Here is a 26,404-nt window from a genome sequence, read left to right on the forward strand (position 1 = left end):
TTTTCCCTGCCTTCCGGAAGGACATCATGAACACCACCCTGGTTTCGGACGGCCGCCAGCGCCGCTCGATCCTCATTGCGGTTTCGATCGCGCTGATGGCCGTCATCGCATCCGTCACCGGGCTGAACGTCGCCCAGCCGGACCTCGCCGTCGACTTCGCCGCGTCGCAGAGCACCGTCCTGTGGATCATCAACGTCTACATCCTCAGCCTGGCTGCGCTGTTGCTGCCGCTCGGTGCGGTCGGGGATCGCTGGGGGCGCAAGCCGGTGCTCCTCGTGGGCCTTGCCGTTTTCGGGGTCGCGAACGTGGCCGCGGGTCTTGCTCCCACGGCGGGGATCATGCTCGCGGCACGGGTTCTCGCCGGGGTGGGCGCAGCGATGATCATGCCGGTCACGCTCGCCGTCATCACCTCGACCTTCCCGGAGAAGGAACGTGGCCGCGCGATCGGCGTGTGGACCGGCGTCGCCGGGGGCGGCGGCCTGCTGGGGATGTTCCTTTCCGCGGTCCTCATCGATGTGGCCAGCTGGCGCTACCTGTTCGTGCTTCCGGTCGCGCTCGTCCTCGTCGCGATCGCTGCGGCGTGGCGGTCAGTCCCGGACTCGCGCGAGGCGTCCTCGCATTCCTACGACACAGCCGGCGCCCTGGCGTCCGTCGTCGCGGTGGCCGGGCTTGTCTTCTTTCTCCACGAAGGCCCGGAGAAGGGCTGGGGCGCACCGGGCACCATCGTCAGCCTGCTCGCCGGTCTCCTCGGCACCGCCGGCTTCGTGGCGTGGGAGCTTCGCCATCGCGCCCCGCTGCTGGACGTCCGGCTCTTCCGCGAGCGCGGTCTGGCGACCGGATCCGTGGCGCTGCTGGCGGTCTTCGGAGTGCAAGCGGGAGTTTCCGTTGTCCTCTACCCGTTCTTCCAGACCGTCTTCGGCTGGTCGGGCCTGCTGTCCACGGTGGCATTGCTGCCGATGGCCGGGCTCATGATGGTCGCGTCCGGTCTCGCGCCACGGCTGGCCGAGCGGGCAGGTGCGCGGGCGACCATGGCCGCGGGGATCGTGCTGGCCGGCGCCGGACTGGCCCTGCTGGCGATTCTCGTCTCCGCCGACCGTGGCTACCTGGCGGTCCTGCCCGGCATGATCGCGATGGGGCTGGGGATGGGCTTGTCGATGCCGCCTGCCACCGAGGCCATCACCAGCGCGCTGCCACGGGAACGGCAGGGCGTGGCTTCCGCGCTCAACGACGTCACCCGGGAGTTCGGCACCGCGCTCGGCGTCGCGCTGCTCGGAGCGCTGCTGTCGGCCGGTTACCGCAGTGCCATCACTCCCCGGCTCGACGGCGTTCCGGCCGACCTCGCCGACACCGCCCGCGAAGGCATCGCCAATGCTGTCGAAGCCGCCCACGGCGCCGGTGACCGTGGGCAGGCTTTGGTTCGAGCAGCGCAGGAATCCTTCGTCGACGGCTGGCGGACCGCGATGTGGGCGGGTGTCGTCATCATGGTCGTCGTGCTCGGCTACGTCCTGGTGCGCAATCGGCCACTGTGGACAGTCAGGAAGCCTTTTCGTAGTTCTCCATGGCCTCTTCGGCATGCAGGTTGCGGTGCCGGGTTTCGCCGAGCAAGGCAATACAGATCAGGCTGACGGCCGACAATCCGACCAGGTATCCGCCGGTGGCCAGCGAGGAACCGGTCGAGGCGAACAGCGCGGTGGCGATGAACGGGGCGAGTCCGCCGCCGAGGACGGCGCCGATCTGGTAGCCCAAAGACGCGCCGCTGTAACGGACTTCGGTGTCGAACAGTTCCGCGAACAGTGCGGCCTGCGGTCCGTAGGTCGCCGCGAGAGACAGCGCCATCACGACCACTGCGAGCAGCATCAGCGGAAGGCTTGCGGTGTCGATCAAAGCGAACATCGGGATCGCCCAGGCCAAGCTCAGTACGCCGCCTGCGACGAAGACTGTGCGTCGGCCGAGGCGGTCGGACAGTGCCGAGAACACCGGCAGCGCGGCTAGCCAGACCACGCTCCCGACGAGCACGACAGCAAGCATGGCCTTGTCGTTGACCTTCAGCACCGTCCGTCCGTAGGAGAGGATGTAGACGATGATCACGTACCCGACGGCGTTGTTGGCCAGGAAGGTACCGCCGGCAAGGAGAACCTGTTTGGGGTGGCGGCGAAGTACCTCGATCACCGGGCTGCCGCGACGCGGGGTTTCCTTGCGCGACGCGGTGAACGCGGCAGTTTCGCCGATCCGCGAGCGGACGTAGAAGCCGACGCCGACGAGGATGATGCTGAGCAGGAACGGAATCCGCCAGCCCCAGTCGGCGAACTGCTTGGTACCCAGCGTGCCGACCACGATGAGGTACACCAGGTTCGCCAGTATCACGCCGATCGGAACGCCCATCTGCGGGAAGCTCCCGTAGAACCCGCGCTTGTGCTTCGGCGCGTTCTCCACCGCGAGCAGCGCGGCGCCACCCCATTCGCCGCCGACGCCGAGCCCCTGCACGAACCGCAGTACCACCAGCAGGATCGGCGCGGCGGCCCCGATGCTCGCGTATGTGGGGAGCAGGCCGATCCCGAAGGTCGCGAGCCCCATCAGCAACAGCGACAGCACCAGCATCGACTTGCGGCCGATCTTGTCGCCGAAGTGGCCCATCACCACGCCGCCGATGGGCCGGGCGAGGAAGCCGATCGCGAACGTGCTGAATGCGGCGAGCGTTCCGGCGAGGCCGGAGTACTGCGGGAAGAACTGGGGCGCGAACACCAGTGCAGCCGCGGTGCCGTAGACGAAGAAGTCGTACCACTCGATCGCCGTGCCGATGAGGCTGGCGGTCGCGGCTCTGCGCAACGTGCGGGGAGGGACGGGGGCATCGGGTGCGGCCATGGCACTACCTCTCCAAAGGTTACCGATAATCGGTCATTGCTACCGATTATGAAGAGGATGCGCTGCGGTCTTGCCGATGTCAACGGATTCACGGTCTCGATCTGCCGCGAAAACCGTTCTGGCGCATGGGAATGCGGACATGCCTCGAAGCGGCGCAAGAGCCTTGCGCCGCTTCGGGATCCGCCGGGTCAGGAGCCGTGGATCTCCCGGATCACCTGGAGCGCCTCGGCCGGTTCCATGCGGGTGCGGTACGCCATCGACACGTGCCGCGCCCGTACGACGCCGTCCTGGTCCAGCACGAACGTGGCCGGGACCGGAAGGCTGTAATGCCCCTCGGGCTGCTGTTTCGCCAATGCGGCCAGGGTGGTGTCGAGCATGTGCTCGGTGACGTGTGGCGGGAGGTCGAAGCGGACCTTGAACGCGGTCAGCACGCGTTGTTCGGTGTCGCTGAGAACGTCGTACTCGAGTTCGTGTTTCTCCGTCATGCTCAACGCGTCGTCGGGCTGTTGCGGGCTGATGGCGATCAACGCGGCGCCGGCTTCCCGGAACAGCGGCAGCGCCTGCTGGTACGCGCGGAGTTCGAGATTGCAGTACGGGCACCAGGATCCGCGGTAGAAGGTGAGGACGACCGGGCCTGCCGCCAGCCGGTCGGCCAGGCGGACCTCGGTGCCGCGCGCGTCGGGAAGGGTGAAGTCCGGCGCGATCTCGCCGACGTCCAGTCCCGGTACGAGCCCCTGCCGCTCGATCTCGTCGAAGGCGTCGTTGATGGCGGCTTTGGCGTTCTCCGGCCGCTTGACCGCCGCCGCGAAGTCGTCGAGCTGCTGCTTGAGGGAAGCCAGTTGGTCGTCGCGCAGGGTGCTCACCCGTACTCCTTCACCGATAAACGAAGATACTCGCCGATAACCGAAGACTACTCGCGCATGATTCGGTGTCAAGGCAGGGCAAAGCCGAGGTGTGCAGTGCAGGGCGGGGAAGGATCAGCCGCTGGCCAGCGAAAGCGCCTCGGCCAGTTTGAGCACTTCGGCGGCCAGTTCGGGTACCTCGTCGCCGCGCGCGGCGGGGATCACGAGGCCCACGCTGGCGGTCGCTTCGCCGCCGATGTACACCGGCGCGGACAGGCCGGTGTAGCCGGGAACGACTTCGCCGGTGGTGGTGGCGTACCCACGCTCGCGAGCCTGGCTGACCAGCGCACGTTCGCCGGGTTGCGCGGGGCGGCCGGCGAGAATGGCGACCCCGTGCGCGGCCAGGTCGAGCGGCCCGCGGGCACCGACCCGCATGCCTACCCGGAAGTTGGCCGACGGCGGTTCGATCGACAGCACGGTGACCACTTCGTCGCCGTCCGCGACATGCAGGACCGAGGTGGCGACGACGCGTTCGGTGGCGTCGCGCAGCATTGGGGTGGCGATGGAAATCAGGTCGCGCGACACCATCCGGGCCAGGCTGAACAGGCCGGTGCCGATCACGTAGCGCCCGTCGCTCATCCGGGTCGCGAACTTGCGGTGCGCCAAGGTGGCCAGCAGCCGCGCCGCAATCGACCGGTGGATCCCGACGTGCTGGGCGACCTCGGTGGCGGTGAAGCCGTTCACCGATGCGCCGAGGAACTCGAGGACCTGCAGGCCCCGGTCGAGCGTCTGGGCGAGCTCCGGCTGCGGTTTTGCCTCTTGAGTCACGGTCACCTCCTCCGGCTTCTCTTGTGTTGTTGTTCTACCAGCAATGCCGCCGGGGCTTGACAACCCGGCTCGCGCGAGCGCTAATACTCATTATACGAACAGGATAACCGATTATCGGAGATTGCCTTGGTTCTCGACACTGCTGTCGCCCCGGTTGTCATTGTCGGCGGGGGTCCGATCGGACTGGCGGCCTCGTTGCTGCTGGCGCGCCAAGGCGTGCGCAGCATCGTGGTCGAACGGCGGGAAACGGCGAGTTGCGGACAGTCCCGCGCGGTCACCATCCAGCGCGACATCCTCGCGCTCTACGACCGGCTGGGCATTGCCGGCGACATCCTCCGCCGCGGCAGCAGCTGGTCGATCGGCCGGACGTACTTTGGTGACGACGAGATCCTCCGGCTCACCTTCGACGACGACGGGTCCAGCGGCTATCCGCCGTTCATCAACTTCGCGCAGTACCGCGTCGAGGAGCTGCTGCACGAAGCGGTCCGGCAGCAGGAATGCGTGGACCTGCGGCACGGCGAGACGGCCGAGGTCGTGCACGACGGCGCCGACGCCGATTACGCCGTCGTGCGCATCACCGACGCTTCCGGGACGGCTCGCCTGGTCCACGCGTCCTATGTGGTCGCGGCGGACGGGGTCGGCAGCCGCACCCGCAAGGCACTCGGTATCGATTTCGACGGCTGGCGCACGAACGGCCGGTTCCTGGTCGCGGATTTCCGGGCGGAGCTGCCGTTTTCGGCCGAGCGGCGGCTGTGGTTCTCGCCGCCGTTCTATCCGGACGGCATTGTGCTGATGCACCAGATCGGCGACGACCAGTGGCGCCTCGACTGGCAGATCCCGCCGGAGCTCGACGTCGACGACGAGGTCGCGGCCGGACGTGTGCACCACCGGATCCGCGCCGTCCTCGACCACGCGGGAATCGGTGCGGTGGAGATCGAAATCCTGCGCTGCAACGGCTGGACTTTCCAGCAGCGCCAGGCTTCCCGGTTCCGGCAGCACCGGGTCTTCCTGGCCGGCGATTCCGCGCACGTGGTGTCGCCGTTCGGGGCGCGCGGGATGAACTCCGGGATGGAGGATGCCGAGAACCTGGCGTGGAAACTGGCGCGCGTGTTGTCCGGGCGCGCCCCGGACGCGCTGCTCGACAGCTATGCCACGGAACGCGAGTCGGCCGCCGCCCAGCACGTACTGGTCACCGGCGACTCGATGACGTTCATGACCCCCTCGACCCCGGAAGGGCTCGACGACCGCAACGCCATCCTCGCGCAGGCCGCCGCAGACCCGGCGAAGGCGCACCTCGTCGACGCCGGCAAGTTGTACGTGCCACACGCATATCCGGACTCGCCGCTCACGACTCCGGGCAGGGTGGATTCCTTGCCACAGCCCGGTTCTCTGGTCCCGGACTGCGTGCTTGTTCGTGGCGGCGAGCCGACGACCATCCGCAAGATCGTGGCCGGGCGGTTCACCGTGATCCAGGTCGACCCCGATGCCCCGGACACGCTGACGTTCTACGCGATCGACGAATCCGGGGTCACGCCGCTGCCACCGGCGCGCACTGCTGGCCTGCCACATCCGTTGAGCCACGCGCAGGCTGCGGTGTACCTCGTCCGCCCGGACTGTTATCTCGCTGCGGTACGGGAATTCGAGGACGACTGGGCGGATCACCTGCGCACCGCCTGGCACCGCGCGACGGCGGTGGCGCAGGTGAGCGCGTGATGATCGGCGGGTGGGCGCACCGGCTTCGCTGAGGCATGCCGGTGGTCACGGCCTGTACTGGGAGGCGGCGGTGCTGATGATCGTCACCCGTGATCGTCCGCACCGCCGCCCTGTCATTGTAGGTCGATCAGACGATCCGGATCTTTTCGATTTTCACTCCGCCAGGGTGATTGGGGAACGTGTAGGTGGTGTTCTTGCCGATCGGGTTGCTCGGCTGCCACCTTCCGTCGCCAAACCACTGAACACGGTTGTTCCCGGTGTGAATTTCGTGAAGCCACCATGTCATCGTCGGCAGCAGTGGGCTGCGCGGAAGGTTCATTTCTCCGCCGTTTGCGTAGCAGTATTCTCTGCGGCCATCCCTGGCTGAGTGCACACTGATCTTTGTGTACTCACTGCTGTTGCAAGGAATCTCGCTGATCAGCGTCGATGCGTCCGCCGTGGCAATAGGGCCGATTCCCATCAAAGCAGCGGCGGCGATCGTCACAACCGCCGATCTCTTCAATTTGGACATGGCTTTACTCCTCAGGCTGTTCGGTCGGGAGAACAAGGCGATTGGTCACTACGTCCGCCATGAATCACCGGCGAACGCGAAACGCTGTGAGTGACCGTCAAGATCGACATTACTGACGAGCGCAGTGCATGTACAGCCACGAGGACCACCCGGGCAAGAATGTTGCACGTCGGCTGAAACCCCTCGGAGAACAGTTCCGGATGTTCGTCGGCTGCACGATCGTCAGTGCGGCATCCACGTGAAGTACTGGCTGACCGGCCAGGTCATCACCGTGGACGGGTGACCACTCGAACTTCGGTGAGAAAAGAAAAGGACCGGCAGCGAATCCGCTGCCGGTCCCTTTCGCTGCACGGTTCAGGAAGTGAGCCGGTTCCACACCTCGTGGTCCCGGTCCACCGTCCAGATCGCCGGGGGTTCGCCGTTGAGTTCGTCCCACGCGCGCTGCACGTCGAACACCATCGCGTGCTCGAAGACCGGCATCTTGCCGTACTCCGCGAGCAGTTCGCTGCGTGCCGCCTGGTATGCGTCCTTGATGCTGCCGCCGCTGTTCTTCACCTTCTCCACCGTGGTGAACAGCCGCCCGATGAAGTCGCGCGTCAGCTCGATCGCCCGCGCGCATTCCTCCCGGGTCTGCGCGATCCGGCCGCGGCCGCCGACGAGTACCTCGGCGTCCAGTGCCGCCACGTTGTCCAGCGTGGTCGTGATCCAGTCGCGGTGGTAGGCGTCGCCGGTGTAGACCGCTGACCCGTTTTCCACCAGGTCTCCGGCGAACAGGACCTTCTGCGCCGGGACGTACGCGACGATGTCGCCGGACGTGTGGCCGTTGCCGAGCCACGACAGCTCGACGGTGCCGCGCTTGCCGCCCAGGTCGATGCTGTAGTGCTGCTCGAACGTCTTCGTCGGCCAGGTCAGCCCGGCGACCTCTTCGCTGCCCTCGGCGAGCCGGGGCATCCGGCCGAACTCGACATCCCAGTCCTCCTTGCCGCGCTCACCGACGAGCCGTTCGGTTTCCGCCGACGCCACGATTTCCTCGGCCTCGAACGCGGCGGCACCGAGCGCGCGCACCGCGTGGTAGTGCGACAGGACGAGGTACTTCACCGGCTTTTCGGTCTGCGTGCGCAGCTTTTCGAGCCACCGCCGGGCCATCGGCGGGGTCGCCAGCGCATCGAACGCGACGATGAAGTCCTCCCCCTCGATCGCGCCGACGTTCGGATCGCCTTCGGCGGTGAGCGCCCAGATCCCGTCGCCGATGACCTCTAGGGTCTCGGTCTTGGCTGCGGTGTCGCCGGAGGAGGCGAATGGCTTGGACACGGGTCAGCTCCTTGGATGTCGTCTCGGTCAGTGACGGTACTTGTCGAGGCCGTCGGGGTCGAACCGCAGCCCGTGCCCCGGACGGTCCGGCGGGACTGCGCGGCCGTCGCGGATCTCGATGGTTTCGAGCAGAACCTCGTCGATCAGCGGGAAATGCTCCACGTACGGGCAGTTGGGTACCGCGGCCGCGAGGTGGATGTTGAGCTCGGGCAGGAAATGCGGCGACAGCACGGCGGACCCGGCTTCGGCGATCGCGGAGATCCGGCGCCATTCGGTGATGCCACCACACAACGGCGGGTCCGGCTGGAGAATCGACGCCGCACCGCGCTGGAGGTACTGGGCGAATTCGAACCGGCCCAGCAGATGTTCGCCCACCGCAACCGGTAGACCGGTCTGTGCGGCGAGCTGGCGGTGCCCTTCGACGTCGTCCGAGCGCAGTGGCTCTTCGATCCAGTAGACGTCCAGCTCAGCCAGTTTCCGCGCGAACCACAGCGCGGTGGGCAGGTCGAGCCGTTCGTTGCAGTCGACCATAATGCGCACGGAATCGCCAACCGCCTCCCGCACGGCAGCGATCCGCGCGACATCGGTCTCCGCGGAGAAGGCGCCAGCGCGCAGCTTCACCGCGCGCAGGCCTTCTGCCACATACCGTTGGGTACCCTCGATGAGCTGGCTCACGTCCATCTGGTGCGTGGCCCGCCCACTGCCGTAGATCTCGACGGAATCCGTGTACGCGCCGAGATGCCGGTACAGCGGCAGGTTGCGGCGCTTCGCTTCGAGGTCGTGCACCGCAAGGTCCAAAGCGGACAGTGCGGGGAGCGCGTGGCCACGGCCGAGCCGGTGCGTCTTCGCCCACACCTTTTCCCAGGTCGACGGCCAATGGTCCAGCGCGGTCCCTGATGCGAGCGCGGTGAGTTCGTTGTCCAGCAACGACTTCACCGCACCCGCGCCGCCGGTGAGTCCGAAGGTGAAGCCGAGCCCGGTCGCGCCGTCGCTGTCGGTGATGGTGGTCAGCAGCAGGTCGACCTCGGTCGCCCCGGACCCGCCGCGGCCACTGCCCAGCGGGATCTGGTGCCAGGTCGTCTCGATCTTGTCCACGACGCTCATCCGAGCTCCTCGATCCAGCCGACCAGGACGTCGGCCATGGTCTCGGTGAGTTCCGGCTGGCCGTTCAGATAATGCTTGCCGCCCTTGATCGCGCTGAGCTTCTTGCGCTCGTGCGGCACGGCGTCGTACAGCTGCTGCGCGTGTTCCGGGAAACACGCTTGATCGGCGGTGCCGTAGATGACATGCACCGGCACGTTCGTGCGCGTGAGCCGTTCCGGCCCGTTCCCGTGGCTCGTGCGCAGCGACCACTGCGAAAGCCACGACTGCGCGGACGTGAAGTGGCCGAGCGTGGTCGGGATGAGGTTGGCGACCGCGGCCTCACCCCAGAGCGTGCCGGGCTCGCGGTCTGACGGATCGATGGTCAGGTCGAGGTTGCGCGGGTCGGCGCAGGTCGCGTGGACGAGCATCGGGACGTCGTTGACCTGGCCCTCGCTCAGCTCGCGGACCTGTTCGATGCGTTCCAGCGCCAGGTTGGTGAGGCGGTCGTTGCGGGCGAGCTGAGCGGCCCGGTACTGCGCCAGCCAAGCCGGGTCGTACGGCGGGCCGTTGTCCTTGGCGAACATGTCGAGTGCGGGATCGCGCAGCGCGGGCGTGCTTTCGTCCACGATCGCCGGGTCGAGCATTTCCGCCAGCAGGTTCGCGCGGCCCGGGTGGGCCATGAGCGTGACCAGTGCGTCGACCGGGGGTAGCACCGCCTGCGTCAGGTCGGGACCGATGCCGCCCGGGGACGCGGTGATGGTCGCCCGGGTGGCCTGTTCCTGGTACAGCGCAACCAAACCACCGCCGCCGGAGTTGCCCACGAGCACGACTTGCTGGTAGCCCTCGTTCCGCAGGTGGCCGACCACTGCGGCGACGTCGAGTACGCAGTTCTCCAGCAGCAGCGCGCTGTCGTTGCCCAGGTAGCGGGTGGTCATCGCGATGGCATCGACGCCGCGCCGGGCCCAGGCGTCCAGGGCGTAGTGCCCGAGGAAGTTCGACGACGGGTGCACGACCACGACCGCGGTCGACGCCGTTTTGCCCGGTACGGCGCGGGCGCGCGTGCACCAGAGCACGCCGGCCATCCTCGCCACTCCCGAGTAGACCTCACTGGCCTTGGCTCCCGTGCCCATCGGGACGGTCATCAGCTCTCGCACTGCGGGCCCTCTCGATAATCGAACGTCTTTACCGTTAATCGGCTACGACGCTAACGCGCTGGTAGCGGGTTGTCAATCGACTCCGGGGCTTGACAGCGGCTCCGATTGCTCGCAAGCTTCACCGTTATACGAGCTTAGCGACCGACTATCGGAGGCAGACGTGTTCTACCGGAGGCTGGGCGAGGTTCCTCGCCGTCGGCACACCCAGTTCCGCGACGCGGCGGGAAACCTGTACTACGAGGAAATGCAGGGTGAGGAAGGCTTCACCTGGAACCAGTCGTTCCTCTACCACCGCGACCTGCCGACGGTGATCACCGACGCGGCGGAGGTCGCCGACGAGGGCCGCGAGCAGGTCCGGAACTCGCCGCTGCTGCCGCGGCACATCCTCACCCACAAGCTCGGCGTGACGGGCGACCCGGTCACGTCGCGCCGTTTCCTCATGGGCAACAACGACTTGTCCGTGCTGTACGTGGCCGCGACGCGCAGCAGCGGCCTGTACCGCAACGCGGTCGGGGACGAGCTGTGTTACGTCGAATCCGGGTCCGCCGTGCTCGAATCCTCTTACGGGACCATGGAAGTCGGCAGCGGCGACTACGTCGTCATCCCGACGTCGACCACCCACCGCTGGACCCTGACGTCGGACGAACTGCGCCTGCTCGTCGTCGAATGCACCGGCGGCGGCCACCTCCGTCCGCCCAAGCGTTTCCTGTCTCCGCTGGGCCAGTTCCTCGACGGTTCGCCGTACAACGAGCGGGACATCCGCGGTCCGGAAACCCTCCCCGAACCGGCGACCGGCGAGACCGACGTCCTCGTGCGCACGCGGACCGGCGTCACCCGATACACCTACGCGTACCACCCGTTCGACGTCGTCGGCTGGGACGGCTACAACTACCCGTACGCGCTGAACATCCACGATTACCTGCCCAGCACCGGCGCCCTGCACCTGCCGCCGCCCACGTACATCACGTTCGAGGGCCCGGGTTTCGTGATCTGCTCGTTCGTGCCGAGGCTGTTCGACTACCACCCGGACGCGATCAAGGTCCCGTACTCGCATTCCAACGTCGATTCCGACGAAGTCCTCTTCTACACCGGCGATTTCATGAGCCGCGCCGGTACCGGCATCGGCCAGGGCTCGATCTCACTGCACCCCGCGGGGTACGTGCACGGCCCGCAGCCGGGCAGCCACGAACGCTCGATGTCGGTGACCTCCACCGACGAAACCGCCGTCATGATCGACACCTTCGCGCCGCTCCTGCTCGGCCAGGACGTCGCCGGGATCGAAGACCCGGGCTACGCATGGTCGTGGGCGCGGGGTTCCGGCAAGACCGCGAAGGGGGACGTCTCGAATGCCGGCTGACCCGGAGGTGCACGACCTGATCGTCGTCGGCTCCGGCCCGGCCGGTTACACCGCCGCGATCTACGCCGCCCGGGCGCAGCTGAGACCGGTCGTCCTCGAAGGCTCGGTGACGTCCGGCGGCGCGCTGATGACGACCACCGAGGTCGAGAACTTCCCCGGCTTCGAGGACGGCGTCGCCGGACCGGATTTGATGGCACGCATGCGAAAACAGGCCGACCGCTTCGGCGCCTGCCTGGTCCCGGAAGACGCCGTCGACCTCGCTCTGCAGGGGCCGGTGAAATCCGTGACCGACGGCTCCGGCCGCACCTACCACGCCCGCGCGGTGGTGCTCGCGATGGGCTCCGGCTACCGGCGGCTGGCCGTGCCGGGCGAGGACCGGCTGTCCGGCCACGGGGTCAGCTGGTGCGCCACCTGCGACGGATTCTTCTTCAAGGACAAGGAAATCGCCGTCGTCGGCGGGGGAGACAGTGCCCTGGAGGAGGCGACGTTTCTGACCCGCTTCGCCACGAAGGTCCACGTCCTCCACCGACGTGGCGAACTCCGCGCGTCGAAGGCAATGCAGGAGCGGGCGTTCGCGGATCCGAAACTGGAGTTCAGCTGGCACTCCCAGGTCACGAAGATCCTCGGCGACCAGCGGGTCGAGGCCGTTGCCGTGCGCGACACACAGACGGGTGCCGCGCGGGAACTGCCGGTGAACGGCGTATTCGTCGCCATCGGCCACGACCCGCGATCGTCGCTCGTGCGCTCCCAGCTGGACCTCGACCCCGCCGGTTACGTGCGGGTGCAACACCCGGCGACGCAGACCGGTGTCGACGGGGTCTTCGCGTGCGGTGACCTCGTCGACTCGCGGTATCGGCAGGCCATCACCGCGGCCGGGTCCGGGTGCAGCGCGGCCCTTGATGCGGAGCGGTACCTGGCTACCACCCCGTCGTGAGCCGTTTCAGCTGTGCGGCTGATTCCGCTGCTGCCGAGGCGTAAATGCCGGTGCCCATCACGGTGGGTTCGGCGTCCCGGCGTTGTGCGTACACGTCGTGGCGGGTTTGCTGGATTTCCGTGTCCTCGGGGGCGGCCTGGCTGGCCCACTCGGCGAGCTGGCTGGCGAGGCGCAGGTCTCCCGACGCGGCCAGTTCGCGGGCGCGGACGCTCAACGTGTGGGCGCCACCGGCGAGCCGGGTGACCTCCTCGGCCAGGCTCGCGTCCCGCGGGGGCTGCAGCCGCGCCGGGTTGCCGTCGTACCAGCCGCCGTACAGGCGCCAGATGTTGCGGACGACGAATTCCGGGGCGTCATACGCCGGAGTGAGGTAGGGGAGCGCCAGTTTCTCTGGCGGGACTTGGACTTTCGCGAGAATCTCATCGAGTGGCGCGCCGGTGTTCATCAGCGCGACCGTCTGCTCCACGAGATCTTCGAGCACGCTCGCCACGGTGCCGAGGACGGTGCGGATCCGGTCACGTCCGGCGAACGGCAGGCCGTGCGCAGGAAGGACCAGGTCCGGTTCGAGCGCGGCCATGGTCCGCAGCGCCGCTGCCCAATCGCCCGGATAACGCTGGACCTTCTGCGGATTGCCGCAGTTCGGGAACGACCATTTGACGAGGTCCCCGCTCACCACGGTGGAGTACTTCGGGACCCACGTCCAGGTGTGGTCGTCGGTTTCGCCCTTGGCGTGGTGCAGTTCGAAGGTGACGCCGCCGATGTCGAGCGTGAGCCGGTCGCGGTAGGTGACGTCCGGTTCGGCTACGTCCTCGGGCAGGAACGGGGGCAGCGTGGTGGTGGCATCACCGGTTTTCCCTGCCAGGTGCAGCAGGGTCTCCGGCAGCCAGCCGAACTGCCGCGTGTTGGCCGCCGCGTTGTACCCCTGCGTGGTGCGGTAGCGGGCAAACCGGCCGAGGACGTTCTCGTGTGCGACGAACCGCGGCCGCGCGTGCCCGGCGTCGGCGACGAACGCGGGGCTTCCGCCCACGTGGTCGACGTGCCCGTGGGTGTAGACGATCGTGTGGAACGGCAGGTCGCTCCACTCCCGGATCGCCTTGACGATGCCCGGCCCGGCAGCCCGGACCCCGGTGTCGAAGGCGACGAGGCCTTCGCCGGTACGGAAAACCACGCAGTGGCCGAACGAATGGACAACGGCGACGTCCTCGTTGATCACGTGCAGGCGGCTGCGTCCCTGCCCCTCGCCCTTGCGCGCCCGTTCGAACATCGCGAGCGGGGTGCGGCCGTCGAGGACGTCGCGGGACAAGGCAATGAGGTCGGTCATCGGGGTGCCTCCGAGGTCGTGGACGGAAACGGAAGAGGCCGGTCAGGCTTCGGCACAGGCGGTTTCCCTGGCCCAGACCCGGTCGATCTTCCCGGCGCCGGTACGCCGGATGGCGGGGACCCGGATGATGTCCTTGGGCAGCTTGTACCGCGCAAGGCGAGTGGCGGCACCGGCTTTGATGTCCTCGTCGGTGAGAGCGCTGTTTTCATCGAGGGCGACGATCGCCACCACCTCCTGGCCCCAGCGCGGGCTCGGCCGCGACGACACCGCGATGTCACGCACCCCGGGTACGGCCGCGATGGCGAGTTCCACTTCCTCGGCGAACACCTTTTCGCCGCCGGTGTTGATGGTCGCCGAGTCGCGGCCGAGTACCTCGACGAGACCGTCGGCGCGATGCCGGGCCCGGTCGCCCGGAATCGACCAGCGGGTGCCGGCGATGGTGCGGAACGTCGCCGCGGTCTTGGCCTCGTCGCCAAGATAGCCGAGGGGGAGCCGGCCGCTCTTGGCGAACCAGCCGGTTTCGGCGGCACCAGGGGAAAGCACGTGCGTGAGGTCTTCGGAGAGAATGGCCACGTCGGGCAACGGCCGGAAGACGGCTGTCTCGTCCCAGCCGGAACCGGTTGTCGCAGTGCGTTCGAGGGCATTGCCGGTTTCGGTCGCCATGAGCAGTTCGACCAGTTTGGCGGACGGCAGCTTTTCGAGGAGCGCGGCTTTGAGCCGGGGCGCCAAGGGCGCGCCGCCGGTGACGATGAGCCGCAACGACGAGGTGTCGTACGCGCGTTCGCCGAGTTCGCGAAGCAGTGGTGTCGCGTAGGCGTCGCCGACGATGGTGGTCGACGTGATGGCCTCGGACTCGATCAGACCGAGGAGCTGACGCGCGTCGAGCCGGCCGGACTGGGTCGCGAGCACGACCGTGTCGCCGTGGGCGAGCGCCGCGAGTGCCCCGGCCAGCCCGGACCCGTGCATCAACGGCGCGCTGGTCAGCACCCGGCCTTTCTTCCGTGCAGCCACGTACTCCACGAGTTGCTCCAGTGTGGCGTCGCTGAGGGTGCCGCGCGCGAGGGTGCCTGCCCAAACGTCACCTTGCCGCCAAAGCACTCCCTTCGGCATCCCGGTGGTCCCGCCCGTGTACATCAGGTAGACGTCGTCCGGGTTCGGGATCGGGAGTGCCGCCGCGGGCGCGGTGCGAAGAAGCTCGCTGTAGTCCAGGGCTTCCGGCAGCAGTGGCTCGCCGGAATCGTCGGCGACCTGGATCAGCAGCGGCCGACGGCGAAGGAGCGGCAGGGTTTCCTTGACCAGCGGGGCATAGGAGCTGTGGTAGACGAGCGCGGCGGCGTCGGCGTCGTCGAAGAGGTAGTGCAGTTCGGCGGCGACGTAAGAGTGGTTGACGTTGAAGGTCGCCGTTCGCGCGGCGTACCCGCCGAGGGTGGCTTCCAGGTATTCCACGCCGTTGCGCAGAAGCAGGCCCACGGTGCTCTGCCCGAGCTGCCACGGCGCGAGGGTCTCGCGCTCCGCGGTGACGCCGAGACCGTGGGCGGCCAGTACGGCGGCAAACCGGGACGAACGGTCCAGCAATTCGCCAAACGTGAATCGTCGTTCTCCATCGACGACGGCTTCATGATCCTTGATGGCCGTGCCGACGCCGCTGATCACTGTCCAGATGCCGAGCTCCATGGTCGGGTATCTTGCCTGAGGAGACGGCAATATGTAAACCTTTGTTTGGAGACAATCGGGTCGGTGGAGCGGAGTGGTGATGACCGGTGGGCACGGGTACGACGAGGAGAACACCGGACCGCTGGCCGGGATCCGGGTTGTCGAGATCGCCTCGGTCCTGATGGCGCCGTTCGGCGGACAGGTGCTCGCGGACCTCGGGGCCGACGTCGTGCGGATCGAGGGCGCCCGGCTCGACCCGGGGCGCATTCTCGGCAGCGGACCGCATCCGCAGCTGTCCGGGATGGCGCTGAACATGCATCGCAACAAGCGTTCGGTGCAGCTGGACCTGGCGTCCGCCGCCGGCCGGGAGGTGCTGCTGCGGCTGCTCGGTACCGCCGACGTACTCCTGACCAACTTCCGCCCGGCCGCCCTGCGCCGGCTCCGCCTTTCCTACGACGACCTGCGGCACGACCATCCCGGCCTGATCTACTGCGAGGCGCATGGCTATCACACCGCCACCGGGGAGGCCGACCTGCCGGTGTTCGACGAGATCGTGCAGGCGGCGGTCGGGCTGCCGAGCCTGATGGAGTCGGCCGGTCTGCCGGTTTCGTTCCTGCCGACGGTCGTCGCCGACAAGGTGGCCGGGCTGTATCTCGCGCAGGCGGTGCTCGCGGCGCTGGTGCACAAAGCCCGTGGCGGCGGCGGACAGCGGGTGGAGGTCCCGATGTTCGACGCGCTGCTCGCGTTCACCCTGTGCGAACACCTCGGCCGCGCGGTGACCCCCGGCCTTCCCGCGGGGTACCTGCGCATCCTCACCGCGCATCGGGGCCCGCATCGCACGAGTGACGGCCACATCGCGGTGCTGCCGTACTCCGACGAGAACTGGACCGATTTCTACCGGGCGGTCGGGCACGAGCACGAGCTGGACCAACCGTGGTTCGCGAGTCAGCGTGCCCGGCACACGCACCCGGACGAGGTGTACTCCAGTCTTGCGGCGATCCTCGCCGAGCGGACCACGGACGAGTGGATGGAGCTGTGCCGCAAGCTCGGCATCCCGTGTGCGCGGGTGCCGAGTCTCGACCGCATCGTCGAGGACGAGGAACTGCATCGCGGGGTCCTGCAGGAGCTCGACCATCCGGTGATCGGGCGGCACCGGAGCATCCGGTCCCCGTTCGGCTTCGAACGCACGCCGGTCGCGATGCGGCATCCGGCGCCGTTGGTGGGGGAGCAGTCCCTGGAAGTGCTGCGCGAACTCGGCTACGGCGAGGACGAACTCGACCGGCTGGTCGCCGATAGCACCGTCGGCGACCCGGGAAACCCGTTGCCGTAAGCCGTTTTACCCGGCGCCGATGGCACCAGCGCCGAGCAGAGTCGCCACTTCTTGGCGGTCCACCCCGAGTTCGGCCAGCACGGCAAGCGTGTCCGATCCGACGACCCGCGCGGCTTGCGGCCGACGCCGTTCGTGGGCACCGAACCGCGGCGCGGTACCCGGCTGGAGGATTCCCTCGTCGACGTAATAACTACCCAGCTCCGCGTTCTGCGGGTGCGTAGCCGCCTCGGCGAGCGACAGCACTGGCGTGACGCAGGCTTGCGCGCCTTCGAAGCACGCGACCCAGTGGTCACGCGGTCGTCCGGCGATGACTTCGGCAATCCGGTCGATCATCGCGGGCCAAGCGGCGCGATCGTTCTGCCGGGCGAGAACCGGGTCGTCGGACAATCCCAGCACCCGCAGGAAAGCCGTCCAGAACCGCCGTTCGACGCAGCCGACGGCGAGCTGCCCGCCATCGGCGCAGGCGTAGACGTGGTACCAGGGTGCTCGGCCGGTCATCGCGTTCGAATCGTGGCCCTCGTCCGCCCACTTCCCGTGGGACCGCACGGCAAGTACGACCGACAGCAACGACGCGACACCGGTAAGCATCGCGACGTCGACCACCTGCCCGCGGCCGGTGCGGTGCGCCTCCAGCAGGGCCGTGCTGACGCCGAAGGCCAGGAGCATTCCGCCGCCGCCCATGTCCGCGACCAGATTCAGCGGGATCGCAGGTACGCCTTCGGTATGCGGCATTTGCGCCAATGCGCCCGCCATCGCGAGGTAGTTGAGGTCATGGCCGACGTCCTGCGCGGCCGGGCCCTCCTGGCCGTACCCGGTCATCCGCGCGTAGACGAGGCGGGGGTTGCGGGCGAGCATTTCCTCCGGGCCAAGGCCCAGCCGTTCGGTCACGCCCGGCCGGAACCCTTCGATCACCGCGTCGGCCGATTCGATCAGCCGCGCGGCGAGCCCGGCGCCGCCGGGGGTCTTCAAGTCGATCGCGACCGAGCGCCTTCCCCGGTGCAGCACGGGTTCGAGCGGGCCTTTCCCGGCTGCGGCGGCGGGGTCGATGCGGATGACCTCCGCGCCTTGGTCGGCCAGCAGCATCGCGCCGTAGGGGCCCGGGCCGATGCCGCCCAGCTCGACGATCCGGGTTCCGGCGAGGGGGCCATGGCTTCGCAGGTGCATGACATCAACGTAATAAGTAAGACGTCGTTCGTCTATACGAGAGCGCATCAGCTGCGGTATCGTCCCGAATATCGAGCTGAAAGTGAGATGGAGTTCATGCTCAATTCGATTGGCGGCTTCCGGAGCGCGAGCGCCGTGGCAGAACGGGCGCCGGGACGCTTCGAGGCCGAGGTGCTGGACGCGTGGGGGTATCACCGGCGAGCCAACGGCGGTTACCTGCTCGCCATCGCCGCGCGGGCCGCGCTGGCCGCGACCGGGCGGGAGCACGTACAGGTGATCAGCGGCTCGTTCTGCAGCCCGGTTGCGCCGGGCCGCGTCGAGCTGGCGGTCGAACAGGTCAAGGGCGGGCGGGTCGACCAGCTCCGGCTGACGCTCACCCAGGACGCCCGTCCCGCGCTCGCCGCGCTCGTCACGGTGGGGGACCGGCCCGCCGGCCAGGAACTCTGGCCCGGCGTGATCACGTGTCCGCTGGCGCCGTACGAGGTGTGCGTTCCGGTCCGTGAACGGCCGGGGCTGCTGGAACAGGTCGAGGTCCGCTACGACCCGGATGCGACGCCACGGGCACCGCGTGGCCTCGGCGAGCGACCGGAGCTGCGGGCCTGGGTGAGTTTCCGGGACGGCTCGGCGCCCGACGAGACAGCGGTGTTGCTCGCCGCTGATCTGCTGGCTGCGTCGATTCACCGGCTGGGCATCGACGGATGGGCGCCGACCGTCACCATGACCACGTACCTGCGGCGTGCACCGGCGCCGGGTCCGCTCGGCGTCGTGGTGAAGGCGGGGCTGGTGGCGGACGGCTGGTTCGACGAGACTGCCGACGTCTACGACTCGGCCGGGGTCCTCGTGGGCCAGGCTCGGCAGTACGCGCTGGTCGGGGTGAAGGGATGACGGTGGCAGCACAGGAACTCGGCCGGCGGGAACTGCACTACGTCGATGCCGGGGTGGATGCCCTGCTGGCCGGAGCAGCGGCGGAGTACGGCGACGCCATCGCGATCAGCGACGGCCGGGACTCGCTGTCGTACCGCGAGGTCGAGGATTTCGCCCGCCGGATCGCCACCAGCTTGCGGAATCGGTCGGTCGGGCCGGGCGATGTGGTCGCGTTGCATCAGCCGAACTCGTTGGTGCTGCCCGTTCTCTACTACGGCATCCTGCTTTCGGGCGCGGCCGCGGCGCCGCTGAATCCGACGATGCCCGCTGCGGTACTGCAGACCCAGTTGAGCGCACTCGGTGCCACCGCGGCGATCATGCACTCGTCCGGTGCCGATCGCCTGCGGCCGGTGCTGCCGGACGGGATCGCGTGGGCCGTCGAGATCGACGACCTGGCGAGTGCCGGGGAATTCGCGCCGGTCGCGCGACAGTTGCCCGCAGCCGGCCCGGACGCAGTGGCGCACCTTCAGCTCACCGGCGGCACCACGGGTACTTCGCGGGGAGTCCGGGTGCTGCACCGCAATCTCGTGTCCCACACGATTCAGGCGCTGGCCTGGCGGATGGGGTACGAGGGCAGGCTCGACGGCTCCGGTGCGGTCCGGGTGACGCCGATTCCGGGCCTGGCCGAGATCGCGCCGGTGTCTCCCGGCAGTGGCGTCAGCAATGTCGTCGCGCCGATGTTCCACGCGCTGGCGCTGGTCGGGCTCACCTACAACCTCATGTCCGGGACGCGGGTCAACCTCGTCGGCCGCTTTGATCCGGTGGATTTCCTGGCAGGCATCGAACGCGACCGGGTCACGACGCTGAGCGGCACCCCCGCCTTCTACCACCGGCTGATCGGGGAACCTTCGCTCGCCGAGCGCGACCTGGGCTCGGTCCGGCTGATCAGCAGCGGCGGCGCACCACTCGACTCGGCGACGATGCGGCGGCTCAAAGCGGCTTTCGCCAATGCCGTGGTCATCCAGGGCTACGGGCTGAGCGAGGCGACCGCGACAGTGCTGTCGACTCCGGCCATTCCTCCGGCCGAGGTTCCGGAAGGGTGCGTCGGCGGTCCGCTCCACGACACGGAGATCGAACTCCGCGGCACCGACGGCCGATCGGTCGTCGGCGCCGGGCAGATCGGCGAGATCTGGGTTCGGGGGCCACAGGTCGCCGCCGGTTATCAGGGAGACCCGGAGATGACCGCGCACCAGTTTGCCGACGGCTGGCTCCGCACCGGCGACCTCGCCCGTCGCGACGAAGCCGGTCGCTACTACGTCGTCGGGCGGGCGAAGGAAGTGATCCTCTACAAGGGGTACAACGTTTACCCGGCCCCGCTGGAGGAGCTCATTGCGAGACATCCCGCGGTTGCGCGCGTGGCCGTCGTTCCGCAGCCGCGCGAGGGGGTCGGCGAGATCCCGGTCGCGTGTGTCGTGCCCCGCCGGGAGGTGGAACGGGCCGGGCTGGCCGACGAGATTATCGCCTACGTCGCCGGACAAGTTGCGCCGTACCAACGAATCCGCGCCGTCGTGGTGCTCGACGAACTGCCGACCAGCGCCGCCGGAAAGGTGCTCAAGCGCGAACTCGTGCGCATAGTGGACAAGTAGTCATCTCTGCCATGACAGTCAACTCCGCCAACCCGTTTTCCGCCCGCCGTGGTGCGCGCGACGAGTTTTCCGACGACGCCGGGATTTTCTGGCGCGGCGGAAGGATCGAGATCGCGCCGGGTACCTGGTTTCTCAGCCATTTCTCCGGTGTCACGGCGTTCGAGACCGCCGACGGGCTGGTGCTCGTCGACGCTTCATCCGAGCCGAGCAGCGGCCACATCGCCGACCGCCTCCGCGAAGTGACCTCGGCGCCGGTGCACACCGTGGTGTACACCCACGGTCATCGTGATCACGCCTACGGCCTGCCTGCCCTGCTGGCCGAGGGGCAGGCTCCGCCGGAGGTCATCGCACATCCGGCCATCCTCGACCGGTTCGACCGCTACGGCGCGCTGTCCGGCTACAACGAGGCGGTCCGCAACCGGCAGTTCGCAGGCGATCCGCAGAACGGGTTTCCGGGGCCGGTCACGTACGGCGCGCCCGAGCATCTGCCGACGCGGCTCGTCGAGTCCGCGACGATCACCGTCGGCGGCTGCACGTTCGAGATCCACCATGCCCGCGGCGAAACCGACGACGCGCTCTGGGTGTGGAATCCCGACCACGAGGTCGTCTGCACCGGCGATCTGTTCATCTGGGCCGTGCCGAACGCGGGGAATCCGCAGAAGGTGCAACGGTATCCCTGGGAGTGGGCGGCAGCACTCCGCGAGATGGCGGCAAAGCGGCCGCGGACGCTGTGTCCCGGGCACGGCGGACCGGTCGTCGATGATCCGGACAAGGTCCAGCGCATGCTGCTGGAGACGGCCGCCTATCTTGAGCAGATCGTGGAACAGACGATCGCTCTGCTCAACGATGGCGCGCCGCCGCACGTCGACATCGTGCACGCGGTCCGGCCGCCGGAGAGCGACGCGCCTTGGCTGCGGCCGGTTTACGACGAGGCAGAGTTCATTGTCCGCAACGTCATCCGCTACTTCGGCGGATGGTGGTCCGGTCGGCCGAGCGAGCTCAAGCCTGCGTCTCGCACGTCACTGGCGGCCGCGGTAGTCGGCCTGAGCGGCGGCGTCGAGCCGTTGCTGGCGGAAGCGGAGCGCGCAACCGCCGACGGCGAGCTCCGGCTGGCCTGTCACCTGGCAGACTGGGCACTGGAGCATGCGCGGGACGATCACTCGGTCCGAGCCCGGACGGCCGCGATCTACCTCGCCCGAGCCGAGTCCGAGACCAGCCTGATGGCGATCAACCTGTTCCGGTCGGCAGCCTCGTACGCCACCTTGGGCCGAGACTTCCGGTGAGCTGGCGGCCCCTGCGATCGGTGATCGCAGGGGCCATCCGCCGAAGTCATTCCACCCCGCAGCGCCGGGCGCGTTCGAGCACCGTCTCGAACAGCCGCACCGAGGCGACGTCGACCATGACCCCGTCGTGCGTCACTGCGCCGAGGCCCCGGTTTTCGGCTTCGGTGAAGGCATCGACGACCGCGCGGGCGTCGGCGACCTCGTCGGGAGTGGGCGAGAAGTCCCGGTTCGCGACCTCGATCTGGCTCGGGTGGATGCACCACTTGCCGACCGCGCCGAGTGCCCTGGCCCAGCTCGCTTCCCGGTGATAGCCGGGCCCGTCGGCGAAATCGGCGAACGGTCCGTCGATCGCGTCGAGCCCGTGCATGCGCGCTGCCCCGATCAGCCGGCAGCGCGCGTAATGCCAGATGTCGCCGGGGTACGCCGTCCCGTCCGCACCGCCGATGTGCCCGATGGGCATTCCCTGGCTGGCGGCCAGATCGCCGACGCCGAGGATGAGCGCTTCGAGCCGGGGTGAGCATCCGGCGATCTCCTCGACCCTGGCCAGCGCGTCGACCTCCTCGATGAGCACCTCGAGCCCGATCCGCCCCGGTTCGAGGCCGAGCCCCAGTTCGAGCTGGGTCAGCAGATCGTCGACGAACCACACCTCACGGGCCGATTTCACCTTCGGCACGATGACGACGTCGACCTGCTCGCCGGCGCCCGAGATCACCTCGACGAGATCGTCGTGACACCACGGGGTGTGCACTCCGTTGATACGGAAGGCTTTCACCTTGGTTCCCCAGTCGAGGGTGCGCAGCCCTTCGACGATGTTCGGCCGCGCCGCCGCTTTCGCCGCGGGTGCCACGGCATCTTCGAGGTCGAGGAAGACGAGGTCGGCGTTGCTTGCCGCGGCCTTGGCGATCATCTTCGGATTCGTGGCCGGGGTGGAGAGCTCACTTCGCCGCAGGCGCTCGGGATGACGTGCTGACACGAGAGTTCCAATCTGTCAGGGAGTGGGGCGGCGGCGGATCAGAAGAGACCGTTCGCCTTCGAAGACCACGACGCGGTCGTGGCGGCGCCCCCAGTGATGGAAGACGACCATTCCGGCGTCGTCCTCATCGGACGGGCGCACCGAGACCACCTCGGTGAATGCCTCAATCGTGTCGCCGTGGTGCACGGGCGCGCGGAACCGCAACCCGGTACAGCCCAGCTCGCGGATGGCATGCTCGGCCGTGTCCTGCGAAGCAAGGCCGAACACGACCGACGCGGTGAGCAACCCGTACACGAGCCGCCCCGAGCCGAGGCCGGGAATCTCCGGCAGATGGTCGTTCCAGTGCGCGTGCGCGGTGTTCATGACCAGTTTGGCGAGGAACGATCCTTCGACGTCGTCGATCGTCGCGGCCCGGGCGTGCCGCATCCGCTGTCCCGGAACGAAGTCCTCGAACCAGCCGTCGGGGGAGGTCATGACAGCGGACTCCGCGGCAGCATGCGGTCGGCGATGATCCGCTTCTGGATCTGGCTGGTCCCTTCGAAGATGGTGGTGAGCCGAGCGTCGCGCCAGTGCCGTTCCACCTGGTGCTCGGTCGTGTAACCGTTGCCGCCGAAGAGCTGCATGGCCTGGTTCGTGACCCGGACTGCCATCTCGGTCGCCGTGAGCTTGCACATCGCCGCCTCGCGTTCGCATCGTTCGCCGAGGTCGATGCGGTGCGCGACGGCCTGGTAGAACGAGCGCGCCTGCTCCACCGCGGCAGCCATCTCCGCCAGGTCGAAACGCAGCGCCTGGAAATCCGCCAGCGGATGGCCGAACTGCTCTCGCTGCTGGAGATAGGCGACGCAGTCCTCGACTGCCGCGCGTGCCAACCCGACCGCGCGAGCTGCCGTGTGTACCCGCGCGACGTTCAGTTGATGCTGCACGGCGCGGAAGGACTCGGTGCCGTTGCCGTCCTCGCCGAGCACGTTACCCGCGGGGACCCGGACGTCGTCGAGGTCGAGCTCCCAGGTGGTGAACCCGTGATAGCCGATCTTGTCGATGGGCCGTCCGGTGATGCCGGGCGGAAACGACCCGCGCTCCTTCGGCACGAGCAGGTTGACCAGCCCGGCGGCGCGCGGCTCACCGGGTCCGGGATCGCGGGTGCGGGCCAGTACCTGGATGAAGTCGGCCTTGAGCGCGAAACCCGTCCAGCGCTTGCGGCCGTCGATGACCCAGGAGTCCCCGGTGCGGGTGGCCCGCGTGGCGACCCCGGCGAGGTCCGATCCCGCGCCCGGTTCGGAGAACCCGGCGGCACCGATCCACCGTCCGGCCGCACTCCGCTTCAGCAGCTCGGCGCGCCGGTCCGGGTCGGGCACCGCGGTGCCCATGCCCTGTCCGCGCGCGATGATGCTGGCCACGCTCATCCAGGCGCGGGCGAGCTCTTCCGCGACGAGGCAGTACTCGAATACGCCGAGCCCGAGGCCACCGCCGGCCGTGGGCACCATGATCCCGAAGTAGCCCTGCTGTGCGATCCGGTCGAGGAACCCGTCGGGGAAATCGGCGCGCCGGGGGTCGAGTTCGTCGGCGACCGGGAGCACCTCGTCGCGGGCGAAGCGGCGGGCTTCGGCCTGGAGTTCGAGGCGGGACGGCGTTGCCCACGGAGAGGCGAGAACCGGGGGCGGCAGGGGACGGACGTCGGTCATGCGGGACTCCGATGCGCTACGAGATTGGTGCGGGTGAGGTGCAGGACGAGGTCGCCGCGCTGGTTGTGCGCCCGGGTCCGCCAGGTCACGATTCCTTCGGGGCGGCTGGCGGAAGCACGCATGGACAGCACGGTCGAGGACGCGGTCAGCGTGTCGCCGGGGTAGACGGGGCGGCGGAACTCGCAGTCGTCGACGCCGAGGAACGGGCCACCGGCCTCGCTGAGGTCCTCGACCGACAGCCCGATCACGGTGGCCAGCACGAGCATCGGGTTGACCGGGGGCTCGGGATGCCCGGCGGCGCGGGCGAACTCGGCGTTGAGGTAGAGCGGCAGCCAGGTACAGGTCGCGGTGGAGAACACGACGTTGTCGGCGGCGGTGAGCGTGCGGCCCCAATGGTGGTGCAGTACCTGGCCGTCGGCGAAGTCCTCGAACTTCCGTCCGCGCATGCGAACGGGGAAGGCGTCGAGATCGGGTTCGGGCATCGGGGTCCTGCTTTCGTCCGCTGGCGGCGCATTCGGCCAAACGTAAGAGCTTGTTTTGTCATGAATGTTCACGTGCTTCCGCGCTGTGTACCTGGACAGTATCCCAACTATGTTGACATGGCGAGCCGTAAGTGAAACTCTGTTTGGCATGAACGGAGCTGACGACATCCCCTCCCGGGAGTCCTTCGCCGCCGACGCGGAGGCCTGGCTCGAGCGCAATGCCACTCGCCGTCCGCCGCGTGCCGAACTCGAATGGGGCGTCGGCTCCGACGGCGTCTCGGTGTTCCGCAACACCAGTCCCGAGGCCGAGGCCGCGCTGGTCGAGGAAGCGGTTGCCTGGCAGCGGACCAAGTTCGACGCGGGTTACGGTGCGATCGGCTGGCCCGCCGAGTTCGGCGGCGCCGGGCTGCCCCGCTCGTACGAGGCGGCTTTCCGTGCCCTGGAACGAGGTTTCGTGCTTCCCCACGCGCCCGAGATCATCGGGATCAGCCTCGAGATCGAAGCCCCGACGATTCTCGAGCTGGGCAGCCAGGAGCAGAAGGAGCGATGGCTTCGCCCGTTGCGGCGGATGGACGTGATCTGCTGCCAGCTGTTCTCCGAGCCCGGCGCCGGGTCCGACCTGGGTGCCATCAGCCTGCGGGCGGACCGCGAGGGGGACGGCTGGGTCCTCAACGGCCAGAAGGTGTGGACCTCGGGTGCGCAGTTCGCCGATCTCGGGTGGGTGATCGCGCGCACCGATCCTCAGGCGGACCGGACGAAGGCGCTGACCGCGTTCGTGGTGCCGATGGACACGCCGGGCGTCACCGTCCGCCCGCTCCGCCAGATGAGCGGTGGCACCAACTTCAATGAGGTGTTCTTCGACGATGTGCACGTCGCCGACGAGGACCGGGTCGGCCCCGTCGGCGCAGGCTGGTCGGCGATGATGACCACGCTGGGCTTCGAACGCGCGTCGAGCGAGGGCAGCGGCGGTGGGCCCAACTTCGTGGGCCGCCTGCTGATGACCGCGAAACACTTCGGCCGCCTGGACGATCCTCTTGTCCGGCAGGCGATCGCGAACGTGCATGCCCGCAACCGGATGCGCTCGTGGACCGCGCAGCGCGCGGCGGCCGGGGCCAGGGCGGCGGGCGGGGTACCCGGGCCGGAGGGCTCGGCCGTGAAGCTCGCGATGACCGGTTTCCTCCGGGAGGTCAGCGAGGCGGCGACGATGCTGCTCGGTCCGTCGCTGGCGGTCGACACCGGGGAATGGGGCACGTTCGCGTGGTCCGAGCTGGTCTGCGGGTTCCCCGGCACGCGGATCGGCGGCGGCACCGACGAAATCCAGAAGAACACCATTGCCGAGCGCGTTCTCGGCCTTCCGCGGGAACCGAAGGCCGCCCGCTCCTGAGCGGCGCGGACCGTACGAGAGAAGGAAAAG

Annotated in this window: 23 protein-coding genes; 9 read left to right on the forward strand and 14 right to left on the reverse strand. The window is 68.5% G+C overall.

The features are described 5' to 3' along the window. Positions 1 to 26: 26 nt before the first annotated feature. A complete protein-coding gene (locus tag OO71_RS38420) occupies positions 27 to 1,625 on the forward strand; it encodes an MFS transporter (protein ID WP_084145572.1) in 1,599 nt (532 codons plus the stop codon). Here the strand turns inward: OO71_RS38420 and OO71_RS38425 are convergent. The 3 genes from OO71_RS38425 to OO71_RS38435 all read right to left on the reverse strand — a co-directional run bounded on the left by OO71_RS38425 (position 1,534) and on the right by OO71_RS38435 (position 4,532). Beyond that, positions 1,534 to 2,862: an MFS transporter gene (locus OO71_RS38425; protein ID WP_033294955.1), complete on the reverse strand. Its 1,329-nt coding sequence runs from the start codon at positions 2,860 to 2,862 to the stop codon at positions 1,534 to 1,536. The two genes, OO71_RS38420 and OO71_RS38425, sit on opposite strands and share 92 nt — an antisense overlap. A gap of 188 nt (positions 2,863 to 3,050) precedes the next feature. After that, positions 3,051 to 3,725: a peroxiredoxin-like family protein gene (locus tag OO71_RS38430; protein ID WP_162186166.1), complete on the reverse strand. Its 675-nt coding sequence runs from the start codon at positions 3,723 to 3,725 to the stop codon at positions 3,051 to 3,053. 114 nt (positions 3,726 to 3,839) lie between these two features. Further along, positions 3,840 to 4,532, reverse strand: a complete 693-nt coding sequence (locus OO71_RS38435) for an IclR family transcriptional regulator (protein ID WP_033294956.1) — start codon at positions 4,530 to 4,532, stop codon at positions 3,840 to 3,842. Between the two features lie 126 nt (positions 4,533 to 4,658). On the opposite strand from OO71_RS38435, the gene OO71_RS38440 reads away from it, so the two are divergent. Beyond that, entirely contained in the window at positions 4,659 to 6,245 is a 1,587-nt protein-coding gene (locus OO71_RS38440; RefSeq protein ID WP_051792774.1) for an FAD-dependent monooxygenase, read from the forward strand. A gap of 127 nt (positions 6,246 to 6,372) precedes the next feature. On the opposite strand, the gene OO71_RS50625 is transcribed toward OO71_RS38440, so the two are convergent. From OO71_RS50625 to OO71_RS38460, 4 genes are all read right to left on the reverse strand, one after another. Further along, positions 6,373 to 6,756 carry a hypothetical protein gene (locus tag OO71_RS50625; protein ID WP_033294957.1) on the reverse strand — a complete coding sequence of 128 codons (384 nt, stop codon included), beginning with the start codon at positions 6,754 to 6,756 and terminating at the stop codon, positions 6,373 to 6,375. 354 nt (positions 6,757 to 7,110) lie between these two features. Next, positions 7,111 to 8,067: an MBL fold metallo-hydrolase gene (locus tag OO71_RS38450; protein ID WP_033294958.1), complete on the reverse strand. Its 957-nt coding sequence runs from the start codon at positions 8,065 to 8,067 to the stop codon at positions 7,111 to 7,113. Between the two features lie 27 nt (positions 8,068 to 8,094). Further along, positions 8,095 to 9,171: a mandelate racemase/muconate lactonizing enzyme family protein gene (locus OO71_RS38455; RefSeq protein ID WP_051792780.1), complete on the reverse strand. Its 1,077-nt coding sequence runs from the start codon at positions 9,169 to 9,171 to the stop codon at positions 8,095 to 8,097. Next, a complete protein-coding gene (locus tag OO71_RS38460) occupies positions 9,168 to 10,292 on the reverse strand; it encodes an alpha/beta fold hydrolase (RefSeq protein WP_033294959.1) in 1,125 nt (374 codons plus the stop codon). Before OO71_RS38460 ends, OO71_RS38455 begins: the two co-directional genes overlap by 4 nt. Positions 10,293 to 10,464: 172 nt before the next feature. On the opposite strand from OO71_RS38460, the gene OO71_RS38465 reads away from it, so the two are divergent. After that, positions 10,465 to 11,661, forward strand: coding sequence for a homogentisate 1,2-dioxygenase (locus OO71_RS38465; protein ID WP_051792782.1), 1,197 nt, complete (start codon positions 10,465 to 10,467; stop codon positions 11,659 to 11,661). After that, on the forward strand, positions 11,651 to 12,595 hold the full coding sequence (gene trxB, locus OO71_RS38470) for a thioredoxin-disulfide reductase (protein ID WP_033294960.1): 945 nt from the start codon (positions 11,651 to 11,653) through the stop codon (positions 12,593 to 12,595). The genes OO71_RS38465 and trxB overlap by 11 nt, the downstream gene beginning before the upstream one ends. On the opposite strand, the gene OO71_RS38475 is transcribed toward trxB, so the two are convergent. Both OO71_RS38475 and OO71_RS38480 read right to left on the reverse strand, forming a co-directional pair. Then, positions 12,579 to 13,913, reverse strand: coding sequence for an alkyl sulfatase dimerization domain-containing protein (locus tag OO71_RS38475; RefSeq protein ID WP_033294961.1), 1,335 nt, complete (start codon positions 13,911 to 13,913; stop codon positions 12,579 to 12,581). The genes trxB and OO71_RS38475 overlap by 17 nt on opposite strands. Positions 13,914 to 13,955: 42 nt before the next feature. Then, a complete protein-coding gene (locus tag OO71_RS38480) occupies positions 13,956 to 15,587 on the reverse strand; it encodes an AMP-binding protein (protein ID WP_051792784.1) in 1,632 nt (543 codons plus the stop codon). 79 nt (positions 15,588 to 15,666) lie between these two features. On the opposite strand from OO71_RS38480, the gene OO71_RS38485 reads away from it, so the two are divergent. Next, complete coding sequence (locus OO71_RS38485; RefSeq protein WP_051792787.1) at positions 15,667 to 16,896, forward strand: CaiB/BaiF CoA transferase family protein; 1,230 nt, start codon at positions 15,667 to 15,669, stop codon at positions 16,894 to 16,896. Between the two features lie 6 nt (positions 16,897 to 16,902). Here OO71_RS38485 and OO71_RS38490 read toward each other — a convergent pair whose 3' ends face one another. After that, a complete protein-coding gene (locus OO71_RS38490; RefSeq protein WP_033294962.1) occupies positions 16,903 to 18,060 on the reverse strand; it encodes a CaiB/BaiF CoA transferase family protein in 1,158 nt (385 codons plus the stop codon). Between the two features lie 96 nt (positions 18,061 to 18,156). Between OO71_RS38490 and OO71_RS38495 the strand changes: the two genes are divergently transcribed. The 3 genes from OO71_RS38495 to OO71_RS38505 are packed head-to-tail and all read left to right on the forward strand — an operon-like array spanning position 18,157 to position 21,853. Then, positions 18,157 to 18,945 (forward strand): thioesterase family protein, encoded by a 789-nt coding sequence (locus OO71_RS38495; protein WP_162186167.1) that lies wholly within the window; start codon positions 18,157 to 18,159, stop codon positions 18,943 to 18,945. Next, positions 18,942 to 20,570: a class I adenylate-forming enzyme family protein gene (locus OO71_RS38500; RefSeq protein ID WP_033294963.1), complete on the forward strand. Its 1,629-nt coding sequence runs from the start codon at positions 18,942 to 18,944 to the stop codon at positions 20,568 to 20,570. Before OO71_RS38495 ends, OO71_RS38500 begins: the two co-directional genes overlap by 4 nt. 11 nt (positions 20,571 to 20,581) lie before the next feature. Next, the gene (locus tag OO71_RS38505) at positions 20,582 to 21,853 is read left to right on the forward strand and encodes an alkyl sulfatase dimerization domain-containing protein (protein WP_084145577.1); all 1,272 of its coding nucleotides are present in this window, start codon (positions 20,582 to 20,584) and stop codon (positions 21,851 to 21,853) included. 46 nt (positions 21,854 to 21,899) lie between these two features. Here OO71_RS38505 and OO71_RS38510 read toward each other — a convergent pair whose 3' ends face one another. From OO71_RS38510 to OO71_RS38525, 4 genes are read right to left on the reverse strand one after another with little or no spacing between them, the layout of a single operon-like run. After that, positions 21,900 to 22,826, reverse strand: coding sequence for an HpcH/HpaI aldolase/citrate lyase family protein (locus OO71_RS38510; protein ID WP_033294964.1), 927 nt, complete (start codon positions 22,824 to 22,826; stop codon positions 21,900 to 21,902). 15 nt (positions 22,827 to 22,841) lie between these two features. Next, positions 22,842 to 23,300 carry a MaoC family dehydratase gene (locus OO71_RS38515; RefSeq protein ID WP_033294965.1) on the reverse strand — a complete coding sequence of 153 codons (459 nt, stop codon included), beginning with the start codon at positions 23,298 to 23,300 and terminating at the stop codon, positions 22,842 to 22,844. Beyond that, positions 23,297 to 24,508, reverse strand: coding sequence for an acyl-CoA dehydrogenase family protein (locus tag OO71_RS38520; protein ID WP_033294966.1), 1,212 nt, complete (start codon positions 24,506 to 24,508; stop codon positions 23,297 to 23,299). Before OO71_RS38520 ends, OO71_RS38515 begins: the two co-directional genes overlap by 4 nt. After that, a complete protein-coding gene (locus tag OO71_RS38525; protein WP_033294967.1) occupies positions 24,505 to 24,990 on the reverse strand; it encodes a MaoC family dehydratase in 486 nt (161 codons plus the stop codon). Before OO71_RS38525 ends, OO71_RS38520 begins: the two co-directional genes overlap by 4 nt. Before the next feature lie 148 nt (positions 24,991 to 25,138). On the opposite strand from OO71_RS38525, the gene OO71_RS38530 reads away from it, so the two are divergent. Then, positions 25,139 to 26,374 (forward strand): acyl-CoA dehydrogenase family protein, encoded by a 1,236-nt coding sequence (locus OO71_RS38530; RefSeq protein WP_051792795.1) that lies wholly within the window; start codon positions 25,139 to 25,141, stop codon positions 26,372 to 26,374. Positions 26,375 to 26,404: the final 30 nt, after the last annotated feature.

Source organism: Amycolatopsis jejuensis, from assembly GCF_000717335.1.
In the GTDB taxonomy this organism is placed as follows: Bacteria; Actinomycetota; Actinomycetes; order Mycobacteriales; family Pseudonocardiaceae; genus Amycolatopsis; species Amycolatopsis jejuensis.